The organism is Desemzia sp. FAM 23989 (genome assembly GCF_045528345.1).
Lineage (GTDB): Bacteria > Bacillota > Bacilli > Lactobacillales > Carnobacteriaceae > Desemzia.
Genome location: NZ_JBGQQT010000006.1, coordinates 1 through 21589 on the forward strand (window position 1 = coordinate 1; position 21589 = coordinate 21589).

25 protein-coding genes are annotated in these 21589 nt (G+C 37.7%); 1 reads left to right on the plus strand and 24 read right to left on the minus strand.

The genetic code is table 11. The annotated features are described in order from the left end of the window. Positions 1 to 217 precede the first annotated feature (217 nt). A complete protein-coding gene (gene gndA, locus ACEN36_RS04950; protein ID WP_407095681.1) occupies positions 218 to 1654 on the minus strand; it encodes an NADP-dependent phosphogluconate dehydrogenase in 1437 nt (478 codons plus the stop codon). Between the two features lie 228 nt (positions 1655 to 1882). On the opposite strand from gndA, the gene ACEN36_RS04955 reads away from it, so the two are divergent. Further along, complete coding sequence (locus tag ACEN36_RS04955; protein ID WP_407095680.1) at positions 1883 to 2845, plus strand: magnesium transporter CorA family protein; 963 nt, start codon at positions 1883 to 1885, stop codon at positions 2843 to 2845. Between the two features lie 512 nt (positions 2846 to 3357). Here ACEN36_RS04955 and recN read toward each other — a convergent pair. From recN to ACEN36_RS05070, 23 genes are all read right to left on the minus strand, one after another. Then, positions 3358 to 5058 carry a DNA repair protein RecN gene (gene recN / locus ACEN36_RS04960; RefSeq protein WP_407126103.1) on the minus strand — a complete coding sequence of 567 codons (1701 nt, stop codon included), beginning with the start codon at positions 5056 to 5058 and terminating at the stop codon, positions 3358 to 3360. Between the two features lie 31 nt (positions 5059 to 5089). Then, positions 5090 to 5539 carry an arginine repressor gene (gene argR / locus ACEN36_RS04965; RefSeq protein ID WP_407095678.1) on the minus strand — a complete coding sequence of 150 codons (450 nt, stop codon included), beginning with the start codon at positions 5537 to 5539 and terminating at the stop codon, positions 5090 to 5092. 247 nt (positions 5540 to 5786) lie between these two features. After that, positions 5787 to 6605 carry a TlyA family RNA methyltransferase gene (locus tag ACEN36_RS04970; RefSeq protein ID WP_407095677.1) on the minus strand — a complete coding sequence of 273 codons (819 nt, stop codon included), beginning with the start codon at positions 6603 to 6605 and terminating at the stop codon, positions 5787 to 5789. A 9-nt stretch (positions 6606 to 6614) separates the two neighbouring features. Continuing rightward, complete coding sequence (locus ACEN36_RS04975) at positions 6615 to 7520, minus strand: polyprenyl synthetase family protein (RefSeq protein ID WP_407126104.1); 906 nt, start codon at positions 7518 to 7520, stop codon at positions 6615 to 6617. 18 nt (positions 7521 to 7538) lie between these two features. After that, positions 7539 to 7793, minus strand: coding sequence for an exodeoxyribonuclease VII small subunit (locus ACEN36_RS04980; RefSeq protein ID WP_407102216.1), 255 nt, complete (start codon positions 7791 to 7793; stop codon positions 7539 to 7541). After that, positions 7786 to 9126, minus strand: a complete 1341-nt coding sequence (xseA, locus tag ACEN36_RS04985) for an exodeoxyribonuclease VII large subunit (RefSeq protein ID WP_407095674.1) — start codon at positions 9124 to 9126, stop codon at positions 7786 to 7788. The genes ACEN36_RS04980 and xseA overlap by 8 nt, the downstream gene beginning before the upstream one ends. 13 nt (positions 9127 to 9139) lie before the next feature. Next, positions 9140 to 10006 (minus strand): bifunctional methylenetetrahydrofolate dehydrogenase/methenyltetrahydrofolate cyclohydrolase FolD, encoded by an 867-nt coding sequence (gene folD / locus ACEN36_RS04990; RefSeq protein ID WP_407095673.1) that lies wholly within the window; start codon positions 10004 to 10006, stop codon positions 9140 to 9142. A gap of 163 nt (positions 10007 to 10169) precedes the next feature. Next, on the minus strand, positions 10170 to 11621 hold the full coding sequence (locus tag ACEN36_RS04995) for an FAD/NAD(P)-binding protein (RefSeq protein ID WP_407126105.1): 1452 nt from the start codon (positions 11619 to 11621) through the stop codon (positions 10170 to 10172). A 30-nt stretch (positions 11622 to 11651) separates the two neighbouring features. Next, positions 11652 to 11882, minus strand: coding sequence for a helix-turn-helix domain-containing protein (locus ACEN36_RS05000; RefSeq protein ID WP_407095671.1), 231 nt, complete (start codon positions 11880 to 11882; stop codon positions 11652 to 11654). 182 nt (positions 11883 to 12064) lie between these two features. Then, the gene (locus ACEN36_RS05005; RefSeq protein WP_407126106.1) at positions 12065 to 13021 is read right to left on the minus strand and encodes a 2-hydroxyacid dehydrogenase; all 957 of its coding nucleotides are present in this window, start codon (positions 13019 to 13021) and stop codon (positions 12065 to 12067) included. A 138-nt stretch (positions 13022 to 13159) separates the two neighbouring features. Further along, positions 13160 to 13594: a transcription antitermination factor NusB gene (nusB, locus tag ACEN36_RS05010; RefSeq protein ID WP_407095669.1), complete on the minus strand. Its 435-nt coding sequence runs from the start codon at positions 13592 to 13594 to the stop codon at positions 13160 to 13162. After that, positions 13591 to 14016: an Asp23/Gls24 family envelope stress response protein gene (locus ACEN36_RS05015; protein ID WP_407095668.1), complete on the minus strand. Its 426-nt coding sequence runs from the start codon at positions 14014 to 14016 to the stop codon at positions 13591 to 13593. Before ACEN36_RS05015 ends, nusB begins: the two co-directional genes overlap by 4 nt. A gap of 54 nt (positions 14017 to 14070) precedes the next feature. Further along, positions 14071 to 14628 (minus strand): elongation factor P, encoded by a 558-nt coding sequence (gene efp, locus ACEN36_RS05020; protein ID WP_407095667.1) that lies wholly within the window; start codon positions 14626 to 14628, stop codon positions 14071 to 14073. An 83-nt stretch (positions 14629 to 14711) separates the two neighbouring features. Further along, complete coding sequence (locus ACEN36_RS05025; protein WP_407102213.1) at positions 14712 to 15773, minus strand: M24 family metallopeptidase; 1062 nt, start codon at positions 15771 to 15773, stop codon at positions 14712 to 14714. Between the two features lie 141 nt (positions 15774 to 15914). After that, positions 15915 to 16364: a hypothetical protein gene (locus ACEN36_RS05030; RefSeq protein WP_407102212.1), complete on the minus strand. Its 450-nt coding sequence runs from the start codon at positions 16362 to 16364 to the stop codon at positions 15915 to 15917. Beyond that, positions 16357 to 16866 (minus strand): competence type IV pilus minor pilin ComGF, encoded by a 510-nt coding sequence (gene comGF / locus ACEN36_RS05035; protein WP_407095664.1) that lies wholly within the window; start codon positions 16864 to 16866, stop codon positions 16357 to 16359. The genes ACEN36_RS05030 and comGF overlap by 8 nt, the downstream gene beginning before the upstream one ends. Then, on the minus strand, positions 16805 to 17149 hold the full coding sequence (locus tag ACEN36_RS05040; RefSeq protein ID WP_407095663.1) for a hypothetical protein: 345 nt from the start codon (positions 17147 to 17149) through the stop codon (positions 16805 to 16807). The genes comGF and ACEN36_RS05040 overlap by 62 nt, the downstream gene beginning before the upstream one ends. Next, a complete protein-coding gene (gene comGD / locus ACEN36_RS05045; RefSeq protein ID WP_407095662.1) occupies positions 17136 to 17573 on the minus strand; it encodes a competence type IV pilus minor pilin ComGD in 438 nt (145 codons plus the stop codon). Before comGD ends, ACEN36_RS05040 begins: the two co-directional genes overlap by 14 nt. A gap of 15 nt (positions 17574 to 17588) precedes the next feature. Then, the gene (gene comGC, locus ACEN36_RS05050) at positions 17589 to 17918 is read right to left on the minus strand and encodes a competence type IV pilus major pilin ComGC (protein WP_407095661.1); all 330 of its coding nucleotides are present in this window, start codon (positions 17916 to 17918) and stop codon (positions 17589 to 17591) included. Continuing rightward, the gene (gene comGB / locus ACEN36_RS05055) at positions 17915 to 18985 is read right to left on the minus strand and encodes a competence type IV pilus assembly protein ComGB (protein WP_407126107.1); all 1071 of its coding nucleotides are present in this window, start codon (positions 18983 to 18985) and stop codon (positions 17915 to 17917) included. The genes comGC and comGB overlap by 4 nt, the downstream gene beginning before the upstream one ends. After that, positions 18939 to 19985: a competence type IV pilus ATPase ComGA gene (gene comGA, locus ACEN36_RS05060; RefSeq protein WP_407126108.1), complete on the minus strand. Its 1047-nt coding sequence runs from the start codon at positions 19983 to 19985 to the stop codon at positions 18939 to 18941. The genes comGB and comGA overlap by 47 nt, the downstream gene beginning before the upstream one ends. Positions 19986 to 20164: 179 nt before the next feature. After that, the gene (locus tag ACEN36_RS05065) at positions 20165 to 20893 is read right to left on the minus strand and encodes a YebC/PmpR family DNA-binding transcriptional regulator (RefSeq protein WP_407095658.1); all 729 of its coding nucleotides are present in this window, start codon (positions 20891 to 20893) and stop codon (positions 20165 to 20167) included. Between the two features lie 107 nt (positions 20894 to 21000). Then, a complete protein-coding gene (locus ACEN36_RS05070; protein ID WP_407095657.1) occupies positions 21001 to 21525 on the minus strand; it encodes a VanZ family protein in 525 nt (174 codons plus the stop codon). Between the last annotated feature and the right edge of the window lie 64 nt (positions 21526 to 21589).

Below are 21589 nucleotides of genomic sequence, written 5' to 3' on the forward strand. Positions count from 1 at the left end.
ATCGAAAGCTGCCAGCCAGCCAAAAATATGAAAAAAGCAGCCTGATTTCAAAAAAATGGATGAAATCAGGCTATTTGTCATGCTTTTTTTTATTTGGAGCTATCGGCGTCCATTTTAACGGGCTTACAATTTAGACGCTCGTAAAGACAGGATTAGAACTTTTTGTCCTAATCCTGTCTTTACATTAATAGGTTCTGCTATAAAAAGTTTTTTACTGTTACAGTTGTTCTTGGCCTTTGTCCCCGTACCAATCAAAGTGGAAAGTACCTTCTTTGTCTTTACGTTCATAAGTGTGTGCACCAAAGTAATCACGTTGAGCTTGGATAATATTAGCGGGTAGATTCTCGCTACGGTAGGAATCATAATAAGCAATTGCTGAAGAGAATGTAGGGATTGGAACACCTGATTTAACAGCAATTCCGATCACATCACGAACAGCATCTTGGTAATTTTTGGTAATGTCCATGAAGTATTCATCCAGTACCAAGTTTTTCAATTCAGGTTTACGATCGTATGCATCTGTTATTTCTTGCAAGAAACGAGCACGGATGATACAACCAGCACGGAAAATTTTCGCAATTTCCCCGTATTGCAAGTTCCAATCATATTCTTCACTTGCTGTACGCATTTGTGCAAATCCTTGAGCATAGCTCATGATTTTACTAAAGTACAATGCTTGACGAATTTTTTCAACCAATTCTTTTTTATCGCCATCAAATGAATAAGCGGCTGGTTTCGGCAATACTTTGCTTGCTTCCACACGTTCACTCTTCAGTGCAGAAATGTAACGAGCGAATACAGATTCTGTAATCAATGGAAGCGGAACACCTAAGTCCAATGCACTTTGAGAAGTCCATTTACCAGTACCTTTGTTTCCAGCACGATCTAAAATAATTTCGACCATCGGCTTGCCTGTTTCAGGATCTTTTTTCGTTAACGCATCAGCAGTAATTTCGATTAAGAAACTATCCAATTCGCCTTGGTTCCATTCTCTGAAAACTTCTGCGATTTCTTCAACAGATAAACCAACGACTTCACGTAATAAGTGGTAAGATTCAGCAATTAATTGCATATCTCCGTATTCGATTCCGTTATGCACCATTTTTACATAATGTCCTGCTCCGTTTGGCCCGATGTAAGCTACACAAGGTTCGCCGTCACTTGGTGCTTTAGCAGCGATTTGTTCCAAAATTGGAGCTACTAAATCGTAAGCTTCTTTTTGACCACCTGGCATGATTGCTGGTCCTTTAAGGGCACCTTCTTCTCCACCGGATACTCCTGTTCCGATAAAGTTGATTCCAGATTCAGCTAATTCTTCGCTGCGACGGATAGTGTCTTTGAAAAAAGTATTTCCTCCATCAACCAATACGTCCCCTTTGTCCAAATGAGGTAATAATGATTGGATCACTAAATCTGTCCCTTTTCCAGCTTGTACCATTAAAACGATACGTCTTGGAGTTTCTAAAGAATCGACAAATTCTTCTATTGATTTAGTCAGTACCAATTTTTTATCTGGGTTTTCCTCGATCACTGCTTCTGATTTGGCAGTAGTACGATTGTAGATTGAAACAGAATAGCCTCTGCTTTCAATATTCAATGCTAAATTTTTTCCCATTACGGCCATTCCTACAACACCGATTTGTTGTTTACTCATGTATTACATTCTCCCTTCAAAGCAAATAAAATCCTATTTTTGAAGCCTTACGTTTCATTATCAATTTTAGCAGACAATCACAAATTATTAAAGTCACATTATTCGTTTTCATTTATTCGATTTTCTAAAAATCTTTAATAAACATGTATTAATCCCCATTTTCCTCGAATATCGGGTACAATAGAAGAAAAGAAGCAACATTATTATGTCAAATACGGCGGTGAACTCATGATTGAATATTTTAAGCAAGACGAAAATGGCAATACGGTACCAAATCCTGATCCAGATAATACTCGCTCTACGTGGATCCATGTTACCGGAGCAAATGAGGCTGAGTTAAACAATTTAGTGAATCTATATGATTTTCCTATAGATTATTTAACTGGAGCTTTTGATAACGACGAGGTTTCTCGTTACGAAAAATTAGATCCAAGTTACGACGATACACCTAGTCTGATTGTACTTTTATATCCCAAAAAAATAAAAAACCGATTAAATTTAACGGAATATATCACTCGTCCTCTGTCCATTATTTTAACAAATGATACACTTATTACTGCGACGAATGAAACTCCAGAATTTTTAACTCTTTTTATGGAACCAGATTCAGATAAGATAGGAGATTGCGATACCAATTTCGAATTTGTCTTGAAGGTTTCTATGGTGATAGCCTCGTTATTTATTACTTATTTAAAAGAAATAAACGAAGCTACGGAAGACTTGGAAGTACAACTAAAGAAATCTTCTAAATCCCAACACTTATTTGACCTGATGGAATTACAAAAAAGTCTTGTTTTCTTAGACAGTGCTTTAAACAGCAATCATCCTGTTATTTCGCGGTTGAAAGAGTTAGAAAACTTTACAAAAAAAGCAAAAGATGAAGATTTATTACGTGACGTTATGGTAGAAAACTATCAAGCCGAAGTCATGGCTGCTAAAACGGATAAATTACTAAATCAGTTAAGCAGCACCTTCTCATCAGTGATTTCCAATAACTTAAATATCATTGTAAAATTTTTAACTTCTATAACCTTTATTTTAACCATTCCAACAATCATCGGTTCGCTTTGGGGGATGAACGTACCTGTTCCTTTTGAACAGTCCCCTTTCGGCTTTTGGATCCTCCTTTTTGCAACGGTTCTTCTAGCAGCTGTGACAGCTTATTGGATGAAAAAGAATGATTATTTCTAAAGATTTTGTAAAGTAACTTGTAAAAATAGATCTGCATATTGTAAACTAGACAAAACACGTATGAAAGTGAGGGAAAATCTGCGTGAACAATCATAAGAATTCAAAAAAACAAAAAAAAGGTCTTAAATTTTTCATTGTCATCATTCTATTTGCAATGTTAGGTTCAGGTCTCTTATCCGTTCTTTACACATTAATGAATTTTGTTTAACCTAAAAAAGCGAGTTGAAACTAACTGTTTCAGCTCGTTTCTTTAGTATTTGATTTGAAAAATATTGTGAATGATAACACCGATACTTCAATTCCTTAGACGAGTTATATAACCCCCAACTGTTAGGAAAGACGCTTAACTGTTAGGTGAGTTGTTATGTTCGATGGACTAAACGCCGTACTTCTCTCTCTGCTCTTAGACGAGTTGCGTAAGGCAGCTCTCACTCCCAAAACAGCCCATACGAATGTTAGGTAAAGTGCACCTAACTTTCGTATGGGCTGTTTTGTACGGAAAGCTAAACGCCTTACTTCACTCTCTTTTCCTTGTACGCGAGTTCTTTTAGTTCTTTGGCGTGTTCCATAGTTAGCTTAGTAATTTCTGTTCCGGCTAACATACGAGCTAATTCATTAATTTGTTGAGCATCTTTTAATTTGCTGACACTTGTTTCTGTGCGATCCTCCACAACAGCTTTTGAAATGTACAAATGATTGTCTGCCATGGCTGCTACTTGTGGAAGATGCGTGATACAGAGTACTTGAGAGTTAATCGCTACTCGGTAGATTTTATTTGCTATTGCTTGAGCCACACGTCCACTTACACCCGTATCTACCTCATCAAATATAATACTCGTGATTCCTTGCGATTTCGAAAAGACTGTTTTTAACGCTAACATCACACGAGATAGTTCTCCGCCTGAAGCTACTCGAGCCAAAGGTTTTAATGGTTCACCCAAGTTAGTCGCTATATAGAATTCCACATGATCTATCCCTGTTTCATAGATCATGGTTTCTTTCGAATCCGAGTTCAGAAAATGAGCTTCAAATTGTACTTTATCCATATACAATTCTTTTAGCTGTTCTTGAATAGCCGTCTGCAATTTTGCTGCTGTTTCTTTTCTCTTTTGAGACAATTTTTTTCCTTGCTTCAGTAAAGTTTGTTTTAACGCTGCTAATTTTTCAATCAATTGCGAAATATGCGTTTCTCTATTTAAGATATTCTCTAGTTCGATCGATACGTCTTCATAATGCGCTAAGATTTCCTCTATCGACTCACCATATTTCCGCTTTAACTGGTGAATGATTTCCAGCCGTTTTTCAATATCGTTTAAGCGATTTTCATCATACGCCAAATCATCTTGTTCTTTTAAAATATCGCTAGCTGCTTCTTGCAGTTGGAAATAACTGCTTGAAATGGCTTCTGAAATACGCTTGTAAGTACTATCTATATCTTCGATCGTCTCTAAAGCTGACATCGCATTCCCAATCAAATCAACTCCACCATACTCTTCCCCTTGCAAAGCTTCATAAGCTGAACTAAGAGATGCAACGATTTTTTGGTAATTAGACAATAAATTTTTTTCTTCTTCCAGTGTAGTATCTTCACCAATAGTTAGTTCAGCCATTTCGATTTCATTTGTTTGAAAACGAAGCATATCTACACGTTGAGCCAATTCCTGCTCACTTGATTGATTGTTTAAAAAACTCTTTTCTATTTCTTTGTACTCTTTATAAGTAGCTTCATACGCGTTTTTCAGTTGAATCAATTCACTATCTCCAAGCTGATCCAACATATTTAAATGTCTTTCTGCATGCATCAATTCTTGATGTTCGCTTTGACCATGAATATCAATCAAACTTTCACCAATTTCGCGCAAAGTACTAATATTTACCAAATGTCCATTCACACGGCACACATTACGACCATTGCGATGAATGTCTCTTTGTACAACAATTGTTTCTTCTTCTATTTCGATTTGATATTTATCCAATAAGGCATGAGTTGCCGGATTCTTTTCTACTGCAAATTGTCCCTCTAAAGTACATTTTTCTGCACCATGACGGATAAATTCACTCGAACCTCTTCCACCTGCTATCAATCCGACAGCATCAATAATAATGGATTTACCAGCTCCAGTTTCCCCTGTCAGAACTGTCATGCCTTTTTCAAAACTTAACGTCAAATCGTGAATAATAGCAAAGTTTTTAATCGCTAATTCTTGTAACACATTCACTACCTCCAAAAGACCTCTCTAGTAGTCAAATTAATTGAATGATATGCTCTTTTAAATTTAAAGCGTCTGCTGAGGAGCGGCAGATCACCAGCAATGTATCATCGCCAGCAATAGTACCAAAGACCCCTTCAAAATTTGAAGCGTCTACCAGCGCACCTAAAGCAAAAGCATTTCCTGGAATAGTATGAATCATAATAAAATAATCTTGATAGTCTATTGAAATAAAAGCATCTTGCAATAAATGTTCGAGTTTTTTTGATGTATCATAATTCATATCCGGTGGAAGACTATACCGGTAACCTCCAGCTGGTGCAGGCACTTTGATCAGATGCAATTCTTTAATATCTCGAGAGATTGTAGCTTGAGTTACTTCAATATCTTTTTCATGTAATATACGCACAAAATCTTCTTGTTTTTCTATTACACGTTCTTCAATGATTTCTTTTAACAGCCGATGACGATCTTTTTTCTTCATACTTATCCACCTCATCTTATGCAAATTAAGTGCTGATTTTTAACTTCATTCTATCTTACTTATTCCAAATTAGAAAGCAAAATTTGCAGATACCGCTCATTTAACAGTAGAATCAAAATAAAATAACGCCTATTTTGAACATACACTTTTTCTTAAAAACAATTTAGTATCTCCATTTTTTAAAAAAGGATTTTGCATATAACCAAGCAAAATCCTTTATAAAGATTCAATAGATTTTAAATAGGGATCAACTTAAAAACGTTGCGTAAGCTCGTTGAATGGTTCGTTGAATATCAACGGTGGGACTCATTTCTCCTTTATCTCGAGAAACAGATTTCAGATGTGCTAAAAACTCTACGTTCCCTTCACCACCTGTAATTGGCGAAAAATCCAATCCAGCAACATCATATCCCGTTTCTGTAGCAAACATCAGAATATCTTCCAAGACCTTCTGATGAGTGACTTGGCTGCGAATGATGCCTTTTTCTCCAACTTCTTCTCGTTCTGCTTCAAATTGCGGCTTGATCAAAGCCAGCACGTCTCCATCTTCACAGATAATTTCTTTTAATACAGGTAAAATCAGCTTTAAAGAAATAAAGGAGACATCAATTGAGGCTACATTGGGTTTCCCATATGTGAAATCTTTTGCTTGGCTATACCTGAAGTTAGTCTGTTCCATAACCACTACGCGAGGATCTTGACGCAATTTCCAAGCTAATTGATTCGTTCCAACATCTAAAGCATAACTCAACTTCGCTCCGTACTGTAAGGCAGCATCCGTGAATCCGCCTGTAGATGAACCAATGTCCAACAAGATTTTATCTTTAAGGTCCACATTAAAGATATCCATCGCTTTTTCCAATTTATATCCGCCGCGGCTGACATATTTCATTTGAGCACCTTTGATTCTAAAAGTCGTATTTAAAGGGACTTTTTCTCCTGCCGTATCAATTCGTTCATTTTTATCAGTAATGACTTTACCTGTCATGATCATGCGTTGTGCTTTGTCTATTGACTCTGCAAATCCTTGTTGCACAAGCAACTTATCCGCCCGTTCTTTTTTCATTTAGTCTCCTTATTCATTCGTAATCCTCAACAAATCAACCATATCAGTCAATAAAGTCATATCAATATTTTTATCTTCTGTATGGTAACTATTCTTCACTTCTCCCAAAATGCTCACAGCAGCATTCAACTCGTTATCCAATGCTTGTTTTGCGCCAGGCAATGTCATTAAATGGGGATATGTGCTCTTACTATGCTGTTCGTCTTGTCCAGTATTTTTCCCCAGTTCTTCTACATTTCCAATAACATCTAAAATATCATCGCGTATTTGAAAAGCCAGACCGAAATGTTCTGCAAATTGAGTCAACTGTTCTTGAATTTTGACTGGAGCATCAGCTAAGATACATCCCGCAAAAACAGCAAAATGAATCAGTTCACCCGTTTTTTTGCGATGAACTGCTTTCAGATCAGCTAAAGACAAAGATTTGCCTTCACCTTCAATATCTTCTACTTGCCCGGCCACCATGCCGTTTGGTCCTGAAGTTTGAGCTAAAGCAACAGTCAAGGCTACTTTTTGTTCCATTGTAATATCGCTCTTGCCGATAATTTCAAATGACTGCGTCAACAAAGCATCTCCAGCCAAAATGGCTACGGCTTCTCCAAATACAATATGATTGGTCAGCTTTCCTCTACGCAATTCATCATTATCCATTGCGGGCAAATCATCATGGATCAATGAGTAAGTGTGAACATATTCTAAAGCAGCTGCAGTATCATAACCCTTCTCAATTTTTCCATCCAAAGATTTGATTACTGCCAATAAAAGCATGGGACGAATTCTTTTACCACCTGCTGCCAAGGAATATTTCATAGACTCATACAAAGTTCCTTTAGTTGTTTGTGTTTTGTTTAACCAGTCCAACATATGTTCTTCTACTTTAAGGGCTTCTTCTTTTTTGAATACACTAAATTCCATACGAGTTATCTTCCTTTCTTAATTGGCGTCTAACTCTTGATCGAATATCGTTTCTTCACCGTTCTCATTCACGATCTTCGTTAACGTTTTTTCTGCATTTTCTAACTTATCTTTACAATATTTACTCAAAGCAACCCCTTTTTGGAACTGATCTAAAGCTTCTTCTAAAGGAACATCTCCTTGTTCTAGTTGAGCTACGATTTGCTCCAATTGTTGCATTGCTTCTTCAAATTTTAAGTTTTCTAATTCACTTGCCGTTTCTTTTTTAGTCATTTGAATCCTCCGTTTTTTCAGTTACTGTTGCTTTTAACGTTCCTTTTGACAGGTGAATGTCCACTGTATCTCCTAACTGTACACCTTGGGCATCCTTGACGATATTGTCCTCTTTCAAGACATAGCTGTATCCACGGTGCATAATTTTTAAAGGACTTAAATAATCCAATGATTGAATTCCATAATCCAATCGTTGCTTTTGCATATCCATGTACCGTGTTATTTCTTGATGTAATTGATGATTTAATTGTTCTAGTGATTCTTCATTTTTTCGAACCAAATTTTTGGGATTAGCTGTCTGCAATTGCACGGTAAATAATTTTAAGTCTTGTTGGTACAGTGTAACTTTTTCAGTCATCACACGACCCAAGCGTTCGCTTAACATGTCTACATTCTGCGTATATCCCTCGTATAAACGTTGTGGCTGTCTAAATACATAAGAGTTCAAGCTATGTTTCAAACGCTCGTCAGCACGTTCTACTTTGCGTTGGTAGCCTTTCAATAAACGTAAGTAAACCTGTTCAATTTTCACAATTTCTTCTGTCAATTGCGGCACGGCTAATTCCGCTGCTGCTGTTGGCGTAGCTGCACGCACATCTGCCACTAAATCTGCAATAGTGGTATCCGTTTCATGTCCAACCGATGAAATGACAGGCGTTTGAGCCGCAAAAATAGCACGAGCGACTTTTTCTTCGTTAAACGGCCACAAATCTTCTATCGATCCTCCACCTCGGGCAATAATCAACGTATCAAAATCCCCTTTGGCTTCGACTTGACGGATACTTTCCACAATTGTATCAGCAGCTTGTTTTCCTTGAACTTTTGTGGGAAACAACACCAATTCTGCAATGGGAAAGCGTCTTTTGACGGTCGTCATAATGTCTCGAATAACGGCTCCACTAGGACTCGTTACAACAGCAATCCGTTTTGGGAAAGTTGGGATCAATTTTTTTGGTGCATCAAATAACCCCTCTTGTTTAAGTTTCTTTTTCATTTCTTCTAAAGCTTGGTATAAAGCCCCGACTCCATCTGGTTCCATGTGTTCAATGTAAATTTGATATCTTCCTTGCTCAGAATAAAGGGAGATCCGTCCAATAACCAACACTTTCATTCCTTCTTCAGGAGTGAATTTCAAACGTTGATAAGCTGATTTAAACATCGTAGCCGAAATAACGGCATTATTGTCTTTTAAGCTAAAATATTGGTGTCCCGGTCGATTACGGAAATTGGATATTTCTCCTGTTAAGTAGACCCGTTCCAAATAAGGATCCGAATCAAATTTGCGCTTGATGTATTTGGTTAAAGCGGAGACGGTTAAATAATCATTTGTCATGCGTTCACTGCTCCTATAATTTGCCTTGCGCGGTTAATGTAGCTTTGGCGCTTTCGATAGTCTGGTACATCAGCATCGTTATAGTCATTGGGCCTACACCTTTTGGTACAGGTGTAAGGAAACCAGCCACCTCTTGGACTTCATCACTTTTTACGTCACCGATCAATTTGCCATTCTCGTCACGGTTCATTCCTACATCAATGACTACGGCACCCGGCTTAACAAACTCTTTGGTAATCATGTGACCACGCCCAATAGCTACAACCAGTATATCAGCCGTGCTGGCTAACGCAGCTAAATCTTTCGTTTTTGAATGAGCTATCGTAACTGTTGCATTTTTCATTAACAACAACTGGGCCATAGGTTTACCGACTATATTGCTGCGACCAATAATGACCGCATTTTTACCCGCTACATCGATGCTGTAACGTTGCAATAACTTCATAATGCCGTATGGGGTACATGGAATCCGGTCTGGTTGGCCAATAAACAGTTTTCCCATATTAATGGGATGAAATCCGTCTACGTCTTTAGCTGGGTCAATCGCATCCAGTACTTTTGTTGAATCAATGTGCTTCGGTAAAGGAAGCTGAACCAATATGCCGTGAAAATGAACGTCCTTGTTCAACCGATCGATAACTCGCAATAATTCTACTTCTGAAATCGTTGCAGGATATCTTTCCACTGTAGAATGAATCCCTAGTTTTTTTGCTCGTTTCTCTTTGTTTTTGACATAAGTCTGGCTAGCCGAATCGTCTCCAATCAACACTACAGCCAAACCAGGTACCAGGCCTTTTTCTCTTAATTTGAGGACTTCTACCTGCATTTCTTCATTTAATTCATCGGATAATAATTTACCACTCATTACGGTTGCAACCATATCCTATCACCTCTTTAGTCAGTTTATCTATTTACAGTCTATCATAGTTTCTCTTTTAATTTACCCTAAAACTGCCACATCTCATAAAATAGTTAAGGATTTTTTATCTAAAAGAAAAGAAATAACAGCGTGTCGATTAGCCCTGTTATTCCTTCCTTTTTTACTAGTTTTTGATTTTCATCTGTTCCTTTGCATCGATATTGACCACCTGATAAGCCTGTTGCATCAATAAATGCGCATTGTTTCCATATTGTATCCCTTGAATAAGCTGTCCATGAATAAATAAACGTTCCAGAATGCCAAATCGTTGGCTGATCGCTTCTGCACTAGGCCAAATGACTTTCACACCGCCAAATCGTTCTGGCTCTATGATTTGTTTCTCAATTAACTGATTCATCAAGTCAGATTGATACATAGAGGATTTAACATTCATATCATGCCCGGTAGCATTTACTAAATAATCCACTTCGACTGTTTCATCGTCTGCGACCAGCACTTTGAACTTAGCTGCATCTACCTCAACCGACTGCATTCTTTCCCATACGTCGATTTCTCCAGAGTTCCACCATTGGAGCAATTCTTTCAAGGACTCTTTTGGCATCGGCGTCCTGAAGTGTTTAAACAGGGGTTCATACTCGGAGTAAAAGATTTCTTTATCTGCTTCTGTTAAAACTTGCATAAAATCTGCGAGATGAGCGTCCATTTTATGGATAATAGCTTGCAGCATTCCGATACCCTTATCATTACGCAATTGTCTTTCCAATTGTTCTTTAGTTCCTTTTGAAAAACTTGTTCGTAAGTCATCAAAATCAACCTGCTTGTCCTTACATTCTAAATAGAACCATTCTATCATCTGCTTTAATGGAACGAAGCCGTTGTGTTGAGCTTTGGCTTGTTGCACATTTTCTACTGTCAAATGGGTTAATGTTATTTCTGGCTCATAGCCCCGATACAATGAAAATTGATTGTATCGAGAAAAAATGTGCACAGAATATCCTTTATCTTGGTGTTTAAGGTAGCGCATCAAATCAATTCCTGTTAGTCCAGTACCAATTATACCAATACGAGATTCGCTTGGAATATCTGCTAATTTTTCTTTGACCGGGTACGGATTGTGAATGTATTTTTTGTTATGAAGCAGATGATATGGATCTTGATAAGGTAAATGGCCGATACATAAATGAACAGCATCATAAACTTCTGTTGTCGTACTTGTTTGTACTAAATAGGTGCCGTCTTCTTGCACATCAAAATCAGTCACCAGCTCTTGAGTGATTTTGGGGTGAACGACTTGTACAGCTGAAGCTAATTTCTCTTGCATGTAGTCTCCAAACCATGAACGCGGAAAGAATACTTTCTGCCCATTTTGAATGCCTTTTTTCTGTTCAGCCCATTTTACAAAATCTAATGGATCTTCTGAATCCAGACTCATGGTATCGGCAGTTTGATTGATCAATAACCATTCTGAGTCAGATTGATAAGGTATCCCTGTACCAAATGTTTTAGACTGGTCATACAGCATAATTTGATCTTGGTGATAAGACGTATTTCTTGCTAGGGCATTTAAAACGCTGACTCCTGCAGCACCCATTCCAATGATAGCTATTCTGTTCAAATCTGGACACTTCTCTTTCATGTGGGGATTTTAATCTTCATCTTTGATATCTGGGTCCTCAGGCAAAGGCGTGTTCAGATACTCTTCTATTTCTGCTTTCTTTTTTTCACGTGCCTTCAAAAAAAGATCGAACTGTTCCTTGTTTAGGAGTGTTTCATTGTCTATCCGAACCACTCGGACTTGTTTTTCACGTATCAATCGATGAATTTCATTGACTGGTAATTGAAGGTATTCTGCAGTTTCTAGGATGCTTAGATACATATTCCCGCTCCTTATAAATGTAAATTCGTTTTTATTATACATCACTTCGCTGGCGTTTGTCCCAGACTCTTTCTTATTTGAATAAAAATCTAATGGTTTCTTAAAAAAGAAGCAACAAACTCCTTCATGAAGAGTCTGTTGCTTCCACCGGTCTTTCATTCGTTTTTAGAGTGCTTCCTTAGTTATTCTTGGACAATATTTTGCGGCTCGCCCTTGACAAAAGCTAATGTATTTTCAAACGCAATGTAAGCTCTTGATATCATCGCCTCATCTGTTAGATAACCAACATGAGGTGCCAAAACCGTATTTTCAGCTTCTAATAAAGGGTAATCTGCCGGTAGAGGCGGTTCCATATCGAATACGTCGATTCCAGCACCTGCGATTTCCCCTGCATTGAGCAGTTCTGCTAAAGCCTTATTGTCTATAATGGGGCCTCGAGCGCAATTCACTAGGATTGCAGAAGATTTCATTTTAGACAACATCTCCTTAGAGACAATTCCTTTTGTTTCGTCATTCAGTGGCAAATGAACTGAAATAATATCACTTTGCTGCATCAGTGTTTCCAACTCTACGTATTCAAGTCCCAGTTCTTTTGCTTCTTTATGTTCTGAACGATTGTATCCAATTAACTGGGCTCCGAAAGCTTTAAACAACTTCGCCGTCATTGTCCCAATTTTACCAGTCCCGATGATTCCCACTGTTTTGCCTTTGATTTCATTACCTTGAAAAGGACCAGGAAAATCATTTTTCCGGATATCGGCATTTCCTTGAGTGATGCCTCGATAGAGATCTAATGTTAAACCGATGACCAATTCTGCTACTGCTTGGTTTGAATAACCGGCTGCGTTTGCGATCTTGATCTCTTTAGCTTTTGCAGCGTCTTTGTCTACATGATCGACCCCAGTAAATGCCACATTGATCAATTGCAACTGTTCTGCAGCTTCAATCACTTCTGCAGGATAAGGATTATTCGCGATCATTACAATATCCGCATCACGGCTTCGTTTGACCAATTCAGTCGTGTTTGTCGTTTTTTCATTGTAATATTCAAAATCATGCCCAAGGTCTTTAAGGGGGCGAGACAAATCTTCAATCATTTCATCCGGTACACGCAAGGGTTCCAATAACTTAATTTTCACATTAACCTCTCCTTTTAACTCAACTTACCTTTATTGTCTAAAAAACACGCTCTTTTTGCAAGATAAATCGGTTAACAGTTCCTTTATCCTATGAGCCTCGTTTTTTATCCAACTAGTAGAATACAAAAAAAAAGAGGACTAGTCCTCTTTTTCTTCGTTTACCATATTTGATAAAATACCATTTACAAATTTCCGTGATTTTTCATCACTATACAACTTGATAACTTCCAATGCTTCATTCAAAGCTACCTTGTTCGGTACATCGTCAACAAACAACATTTCATAAACAGCAATTCGCATGACTAATAAATCTGTTTTCGCCAAACGCTTAATCGACCAATTTGTTAAATGAGCGTCAATCTTTTCATCAATCACTTGTTGCTGTTCGATCACACCCGACACCAATTCATTTAAGTAAGTCGGAATAGAAACTTCTTCTATTTCTTCACTACCGTCATTGTTGTTGATCAGGGCTTCTCGCATAGCAATTTCTTTGGATAGATCTTTATTTGCGGAAAGTTGAAAAAGTGATTGCAACGCTTTTTCTCTTATTTCACGTCTTGTCAAACTCACTCTTCTTCACCGTCTTCATCCATTATATTTAATAAATCATTCATTGCTGATTTTTCTGGAACTATACCGACAATATGAACATTTACTTCATTCAATTCAATGTCTGTCATTTGCAGTAATTGATCCCGTACTTTGCTCTGGATTTCAAGTGCCACAGAAGGTACAGATACGCCGTATTTAAAATAGCAGTAAATATCGACTTTCAATCCTTCTTCATCTTGTGTCAAATGAACCCCTTTTTTATGGTTAACACGACCAAATAATTCTGTAACGCCTGAGGCCAATTTCCCATGCATGGCATAGACTCCATCGACTTCATTAGCGGCGATACCTGAAATCACTTCAATAACTTCTGGAGCGACTTCGATCTCACCCAATGATCCTTTAGTATCGTTTACAGCAAGTATTGATTCTTGAGCCATAAGATCCCTCCTCATTCTGTTCTTAACGGTTAAATGCATCCATTCAGCAGTTTGTTAAGCTCTGGAAACGTATGATCCGTCTTGTGTATTGACGATTAAAACATCGTCTACGTTGACAAAGAAAGGTACGTTAACTGTTGCTCCTGTTTCCAATGTTGCTGGTTTAGTCCCACCTGAAGAAGTATCTCCGCGAATCCCTGGTTCTGTTTCAACAACTTTTAATTCAACCGTATTCGGCAATTCAACACCTAGTGTTTCTGTTTCATACATGATTACTTGAACTTCCATATTTTCTTTCAAATATTTTAATTCAGCTTCAATAGATTCACCTGGCAATTCGATTTGTTCGTAATTATCCGTATCCATGAATACATGTGACCCAGAATTTTCATATAAATATTGCATACGACGGTTGTTGATTTGTGCTTTTCCTACTTTTTCACCAGCACGGAACGTTTTCTCTTGCATTGCCCCAGTACGTAAGTTTTTTAGTTTAGAACGTACAAATGCTGCACCTTTTCCTGGTTTAACATGTTGGAAATCCACGACGCGCCAAAGGCCCCCGTCTACTTCGATGGTTAAACCTGTTTTAAAGTCATTAACTGAAATCATATATTTTCCTCCTACACTCCAATGTCATTCTACTTAAGTTTACCATGTTTTGTGCGTTCTGACTATTAATAATCGGAACACTATTAAAGAATAATCAGCTCTTTAGGAGAGTGGACAATAATTTCGTTTCCTGTTTCCGTAATGACTAAGTCATCTTCGATTCTAACCCCGCCTACATTAGGAAAATAAAGACCTGGTTCATTCGTAATCACATTACCTGGTACAAAAGCTTTTTCAGCTAAACGAGACACATTTGGACCTTCATGAATCTCTAATCCAATTCCGTGCCCAGTTGAATGACCGAATGCTTCAGCGACTCCTCGTTTAGCAAAATAATCGCGTGCTACGGCGTCTAATTCAACTCCTGTCACACCTGGTTTAGCAGCTTCAGAAACCATCAATTGTGCATCAAGCACCATTTGATAAATATCTTTCATTTTTTGACCTGGATCTCCAATAGCAAATGTACGCGTCATGTCTGAAACATATCCATTGTAATAGCAACCAAAGTCCAGCGTGATCATGTCGCCCATTTCAATCAATTTATCACTAGCTACTCCATGAGGCATAGAAGAACGGACACCACTAGCTACAATAGTCTCAAAAGACACTCCCGTAGCTCCTAAACCGCGCATGTGGAAATCCAGCTTGTTGGCTACCTCAATTTCAGACATTCCTGTTTTAACTTCTCCTAAGATAAATTGGAAGGCTGAGTCAGCAATCTCACAAGCTTTTTTGATTGTAGCAATTTCATCTGCATCTTTTACTTCACGCAACTCTTCTACTAATCCTGTTACCGGCACTAGTTCACTGGTCACGATAGTGGTTAATAATTGATGTAAACTAAAAGTTACAAAATTTTCTTCAAATCCCACTTTTTTCAATTGGTCTTTTGAGACAATTCGAGCTACTTCATCATAAATCGAACCATAATTTTGTACGATCTCAAAACCAACCGCTTGATGAGCTGCTTGTTGAGTGTATCTAAAGTCCGTTACGAAATAAGCTTTGTCTAATGTAACCAAGCTCAATCCTGTTGTTCCTGTAAAGTTAGAAATGTAACGCAAGTTAAATGGACTGGTGATCAATAAGGCATCCAACCCCTTTACTCTCATAGCATTACGTAAATTATCCAATCGTGTCACTGAGCATCACTCCTTAAATTTTGCATCTACGTATAGTATACACCACTTTTGCCAGCTAAAAAACCAATAGCTTAGTCAAATAATGAAAACAAAAAAGAGCAATCGCATCTCAATCTGATTTGTGATTGCTCAAAGAACTGTTTATGGAATAAGTTGATTTTTCTGCATTTCATCTATTTGATTTATCAGATTGACTGGTCTCTCTATTTCTATGCTTTCACTTTCAACTGATTTTGCTTCTTCTTTTTGCTCCAGTTGTTTTTTAGGAACAACATATTTCATTTGTTTAGTCATAGAAAACTGTTTATTGGTAACAGCTGTTAATTGATACAAATTAGTCGACATTTTTTTAACTGTCACTTCTCCGTTTTTAAAGGTTGCCTTTCCTGTTTCAATCCATTCTGAATTATTCAGCTTCATTCTCAATTCCTCTTCTGTTAACAGTAACATCCCTTTTGCATTATAAGATTCTTTGGTAGCAAACAATTGATGCATTTGATCGTGGTAAATACTTACGCTTCCCAATAAAATCACAACTAATAAAAAAACAAATACGATAATGGATGGCAGAATTGCACCTTTTTCATTCATTTTTAGGCTCCTCGATATGGTCTTTGAGATTGATTTGGGATTGATAGGTTTCGCCATTCATAAATTCCACTTGGATGACTAAAAATTTCCCATTTAGCTTAAAGTTTAGAGTATGCAATTTCATCAACATAGGCTGATACCCTTGAGAGTCCACTTGACGAATCATTTTTTGTCCTTTTCGTTTGTAAGAAACCTTCTCCGTTACACCTGTTTTTTCACTATATTGGTTGAACACTACTTGTTCTTTAGTCACTTCCTTGAGTTGATTTTCTTTCAAATCAAACTCAAATTGGTTCAGAAACAAATGCCATTCCAATTGACGATCAGATTGTTGCACGTTGTGAATAGATTGTACTTGTTTGACGGCTAAAGAAAACAAAGAAAAACAAAGAGCAAAAACAAGCAGCGCTATGATCGATTCAAGAAGAGTAAAACCTTTATTATTGAGCCGTTGTATTGGTAAAAGAAAGCATTTGAAGGGTCCATTCTTGTTCCTTTTCATAGACGCGAATTCCTTTCCATCGCCCCGCTTCTTGTTCTGAAATGTAATATGTTTTTCCTGCGGTTATCCATGTTGTTTCTATAGGTTCAGCTAAGAGGCTTTTTTGGATTTGCTCGTATCCAATTCTGGTGAGTTCTACTTCATTTCTACTGTTTTTGATGGACAATGTCATATTCATTAAAAAAGGAATGTAAATCATTAGGCATGTCACCAATACCAGCCAAGAAATAACAGCCTCCAACAGCATAAATCCTTTTTGGTCGAGTTGTTTATTCCCAATCATACCTTCCGCTCCCTAATTGAAATTTTAATTTGGTATTTTCTCCATTTATGTTGAATGTAATGGAATCTAAGTTTTTGATGTTTCCACTTCCGCCAAGAAAATAAATTTCAATCGCATTGGTTAGGGAAGATACAGATTCAGGAAAAAAAAGGGTATGATTGAATGGATGATTTTTATCTTCTAATACAGTAAAGGTAATCTTTCGATTTTGCCGAAAAAGTTCCACCTTTGTCATTTTTCCGGACAATACTGCATAGTTTTGGGTCGCCGTCACACTGCTTTCTAAATTCCGCTTAAATAGATCACCTTCTATAGCAGCAGTGGCACTTCTAGACATCAGTTGAGGAATCAGCACTAAGCTGGCAGCGATAGACAATACGAGTAAACTTTCCAGCAGTAAAAAACCTTTTTGATTTTTTAACATATCCTCTTATCTCCTTTACTCTTTTTTTAATGTCACCACTCCATTGGTTACTTTCAACGTTTGAGTTGCTTGTTCTACCTGGTTATCATTCAAGTATTTTTTAGTCCCTAGTACATTAAACGTATTTGCGTCTGTCAATCCTGCCGAGTCTTCCGTCATAAGATACAGATCCAATTGCGTTTGGACGACAGTCGCAAATGCGGCGTTTCCTGTTGAATCAATAGAATCTTTGCTTTTGGATAAATTAGGAATGACTAACAACATGATCACGGATATGACAAAAAGAACAATCACCATTTCAATTAATGTAAACCCTTTATTAGATAGTACTTTCGTGTTTTTCAAAATATCCCCTCCTCAAATAAACTATACATAGGTAACAACAAAGCTAAATAAACACACAAAATAATTAACGCAATAAGGATAAAAATAAGCGGTTGGATGTACGAAAAACTTTTCTCAATAGCTCCAGTAAAACGCTGCTTACAGTCTTCTGAATATACTGCCAATTCACTCCCTAACTGACTAGTAGCTTCTCCATGCATGACGATCAATCCTAGTTCTTCATTAAAAAAAGGCAAATCATTCATGGATTCCTTAAAGTTCTTCCCTTCCATCAACGATTGTTCTATTTTCACAGCGACTTCCTGCATTAATTTAGTCGTTGAGCGTGTCTGCATTAAGCTGATCATTTCATTTAATTGCAGACCACTTTTAAATAATTGACTCCATTCATAGCTGAAATAATGCGTGTAGTACAATCGGATCAACTTGCCAAAGTATGGGATCGACGTTAAAATCTTTGCTCTTTTGACAGCCGATTGTTGCGCTAAATGACCATAAAACAGGAGGACTACAACTAACCCTGCTATAAGAACGGCTGCAACCAAGTATGGAAAATATTGCACAAATGCAATTGAAAGCAATGCTGCTATTGACTGTTCTTTGCTTTGTCCTATACCCAGCTGCATTAAATTAGGCAACAATATGGTGCGGATAACCAGTACTACTCCTGTCATAAATCCAAGTAGCAAAATGGGGTATTGCAACAGTTTTAACAGCTGCTTCTCTTGATGGCTCTTTTCTTCCAGGTATTTTCCGCTCGTCCGCAACGCTTCAGCAAAACGGCCATGAACCAAAGATAAATAAATCTGAGCAGTTATTCGTTCTGAAAAATCCAATTGTTTCAGCATTTCATCAAATCGTTTTCCTTTTTCCAAGCCTACGAGAATAATGGTTATCCATTCGGCTTCTTTAGGCATGATGGTGGCCAAAAATTGCAAAGCTTCTTTTAGCGCAAATCCTTCGGAAATCAGCGTAGACAATTTAATTAAAAAAGAGGCTTGTATAGCTGTTTCCTTTGATTTAAGGAATCTGGTATTTTTGGCAGTTTTCTTCACTGACGTATCCATATGCAGTCGCCTTTCGCAATAAATGATTAAACGTTCGATTGGCCGTTGTTGTCTTTTGTGGTTGATCCAGTTGATGTTTAGACATCACTTCATACAATACAGCACGTTTATTTTCCGTTTTATAGTGCCCGCACGCTAATTGGCAATCTCCTTGACACAACGGACAATAACGCGGGATTAACTTTTGATATACGATTCCTAATAGGGATTGCCGAAGCTGCTCTTTAGAAACGCCCAGCTCTTCCAAACGAGAAAGTACCCCCAAGGCATTTTTCGCGTGGATGCTGGCAAGAATTAGGTGTCCTGTTAAAGCCCCTCTGATAGCCATTTTAGCCGTTTCTTCATCGCGTATTTCGCCAATGATCAAAACATCGGGATGATGACGCAAGCTGGAACGTAGTAAAGTCGAATAGGAGATTCCAGCTTTTTCATTGACCTGACACTGCAAAAAGCTTGGCTCTTCTATCTCTACAGGATCTTCGACGGTTATAACCTGCTGTTTATGCTTCTGTGAACTTTCTCGAATCAATTGATACATCGTAGTGGTTTTGCCTGAACCAACCGGACCTGAAAAAAGCAGCAAACCGCTTTTGAATTTAGCTAGTCGTTCAATTTCTTGTACTTCTTGCTGGAAAAAAGCAGTCGTTCGCAGCAATCGCTGCTTCACTTGGTTCAATAACCGGATAACCATCGTTTCTTGGGCACGGTAGTTGGTGATTGTTGAAAAGCGCAACGCACATACCCCATACTCATTTTCTAAATTAGCTGACCCACTCTGCGGTCTCCTTCTTTCTCCTACATCCATATTGGCAATGTATTTAAAATAGGAAATTAATCGCTCTCCTTCGATGGCTTCGACTGTTTTATGAAGCACCATATTTCCTCCAATCCTAAAATAAATCAAGAATACAGCCTCTCCTTCCGGTAAAATATGAATGTCGCTTACGCCTGTAAAATGGGCTTTCGCGATCATTCCGGAAGCCATTTCTTCCAATTCCATAAAAAACCTCCTTTCTATTGACCCTCTAAACGAGTTTACATGTTGTCATTTTGCTTTTTATTGTAGGGCTTCTACTCCCATACGGTGTATTACCTTAATATAGGTCAATTGCTGGATTTTTCATTTTTAGCGTAAAAAAAAATCGCAACTCGAATTTTTTCGAGTTGCGAATCTTTTTTTTATTCCATTTCAGCGTTGTGATAAACTTCAGAAACGTCATCATCATCTTCAAGTTTAGAGATCAATTGTTCAAATGTTTCTTTTTTATCTTCCGGCAATTCAATATAGATTTGTGGGACCATTGTTACTTCAGCTTGAGCTAAAGTGTAGCCTTCTGCTTCTAGAGCATCACGCACATCTGCCACATCAGACGGATCTGTGTAAACTTCAAAAACCGGTTCTGAAGTTTGCAGTTCTTCACCGCCAGCTTCTAACACACTCATCATCATCGTGTCTTCATCCACATCAAGACCTTCACGTTCGATAGCAATGTATCCTTTACGGTCAAACATGTAACTAACAGAACCTTTTTCCCCTAATGATCCGCCATTTTTATTAAATGCCGTTCTCACATTGGTGGCAGTACGGTTTAAATTGTCTGTTAAAGTGTGAACCAAAATGGCAATTCCATTTGGCCCATATCCTTCATAAGATACTTCATCGTAGTTTTCACCTTCACCCGCTGAGGAAGCTTTTTTAATCGCCCGTTCAACATTGTCATTCGGCATATTGTTAGATTTGGCTTTATCTAATACCAAACGTAATTGAGGGTTATCGTTGGGGTCAGGTCCACCACTCTTTGCAGCCATATAGATTTCTCTCGATAACTTTTGAAAAACTTTAGCACGTTTAGAATCTTGTGCATTTTTGCGTCCTTGGATATTGTTCCATTTCGAATGTCCTGACATCCACAATTCCTCATTTCGTTATAATATTGTTGTTTCATTCAAGCCTTACTATTTTACCAAAAATGACAACTAGTCGCAACACCGCCATATCACGGTTTTACAATTCTTTAGGCTCGTTTAAATTTTCTTTTTGATTTATAAGATTTTTTCCACACTAAAAAATAGATTAAAGCGAAAATGATTGCCGTAAGCGCCCCAATGCTGTCTAAAAATATATCTTCTAACAAAGGTGTCCTATCAGGTGTCAACCCTTGATGGAACTCATCAAAAGAAGCATATCCAACTGCCAGCATCCATGAAAGAAGTGCCGTCAAGTAAATGCCGCTTACTCGATCCTTTAATCCTAAAAACCAAAAAAGGGCCAATAAAAAATACGAACCAAAATGAGCTGCTTTTCGGATAAAGAATTCAATAAAATCATTGTAGCCGCTAGCACCTATACTCACTTCGCTGCCTGCATACGTAAAACGAACATGACTCAATAAACCTTTTAAGGGTTCATTTGCCAATAATTGGTCCAATAGGCCAGTGACTGATTGATCGCCGTAAGGTTGGGAAGAACTGTAAAAAAGTACCCCCATCATTAAAAAGGCCATGCCCAAGTAGATAGTACTTTTGATAGTTGTATTCATAATTCTCTCCTCATTTTCGTGTTAAAATAAACTTCAATTATATATTTTACCGTAAATACATAGA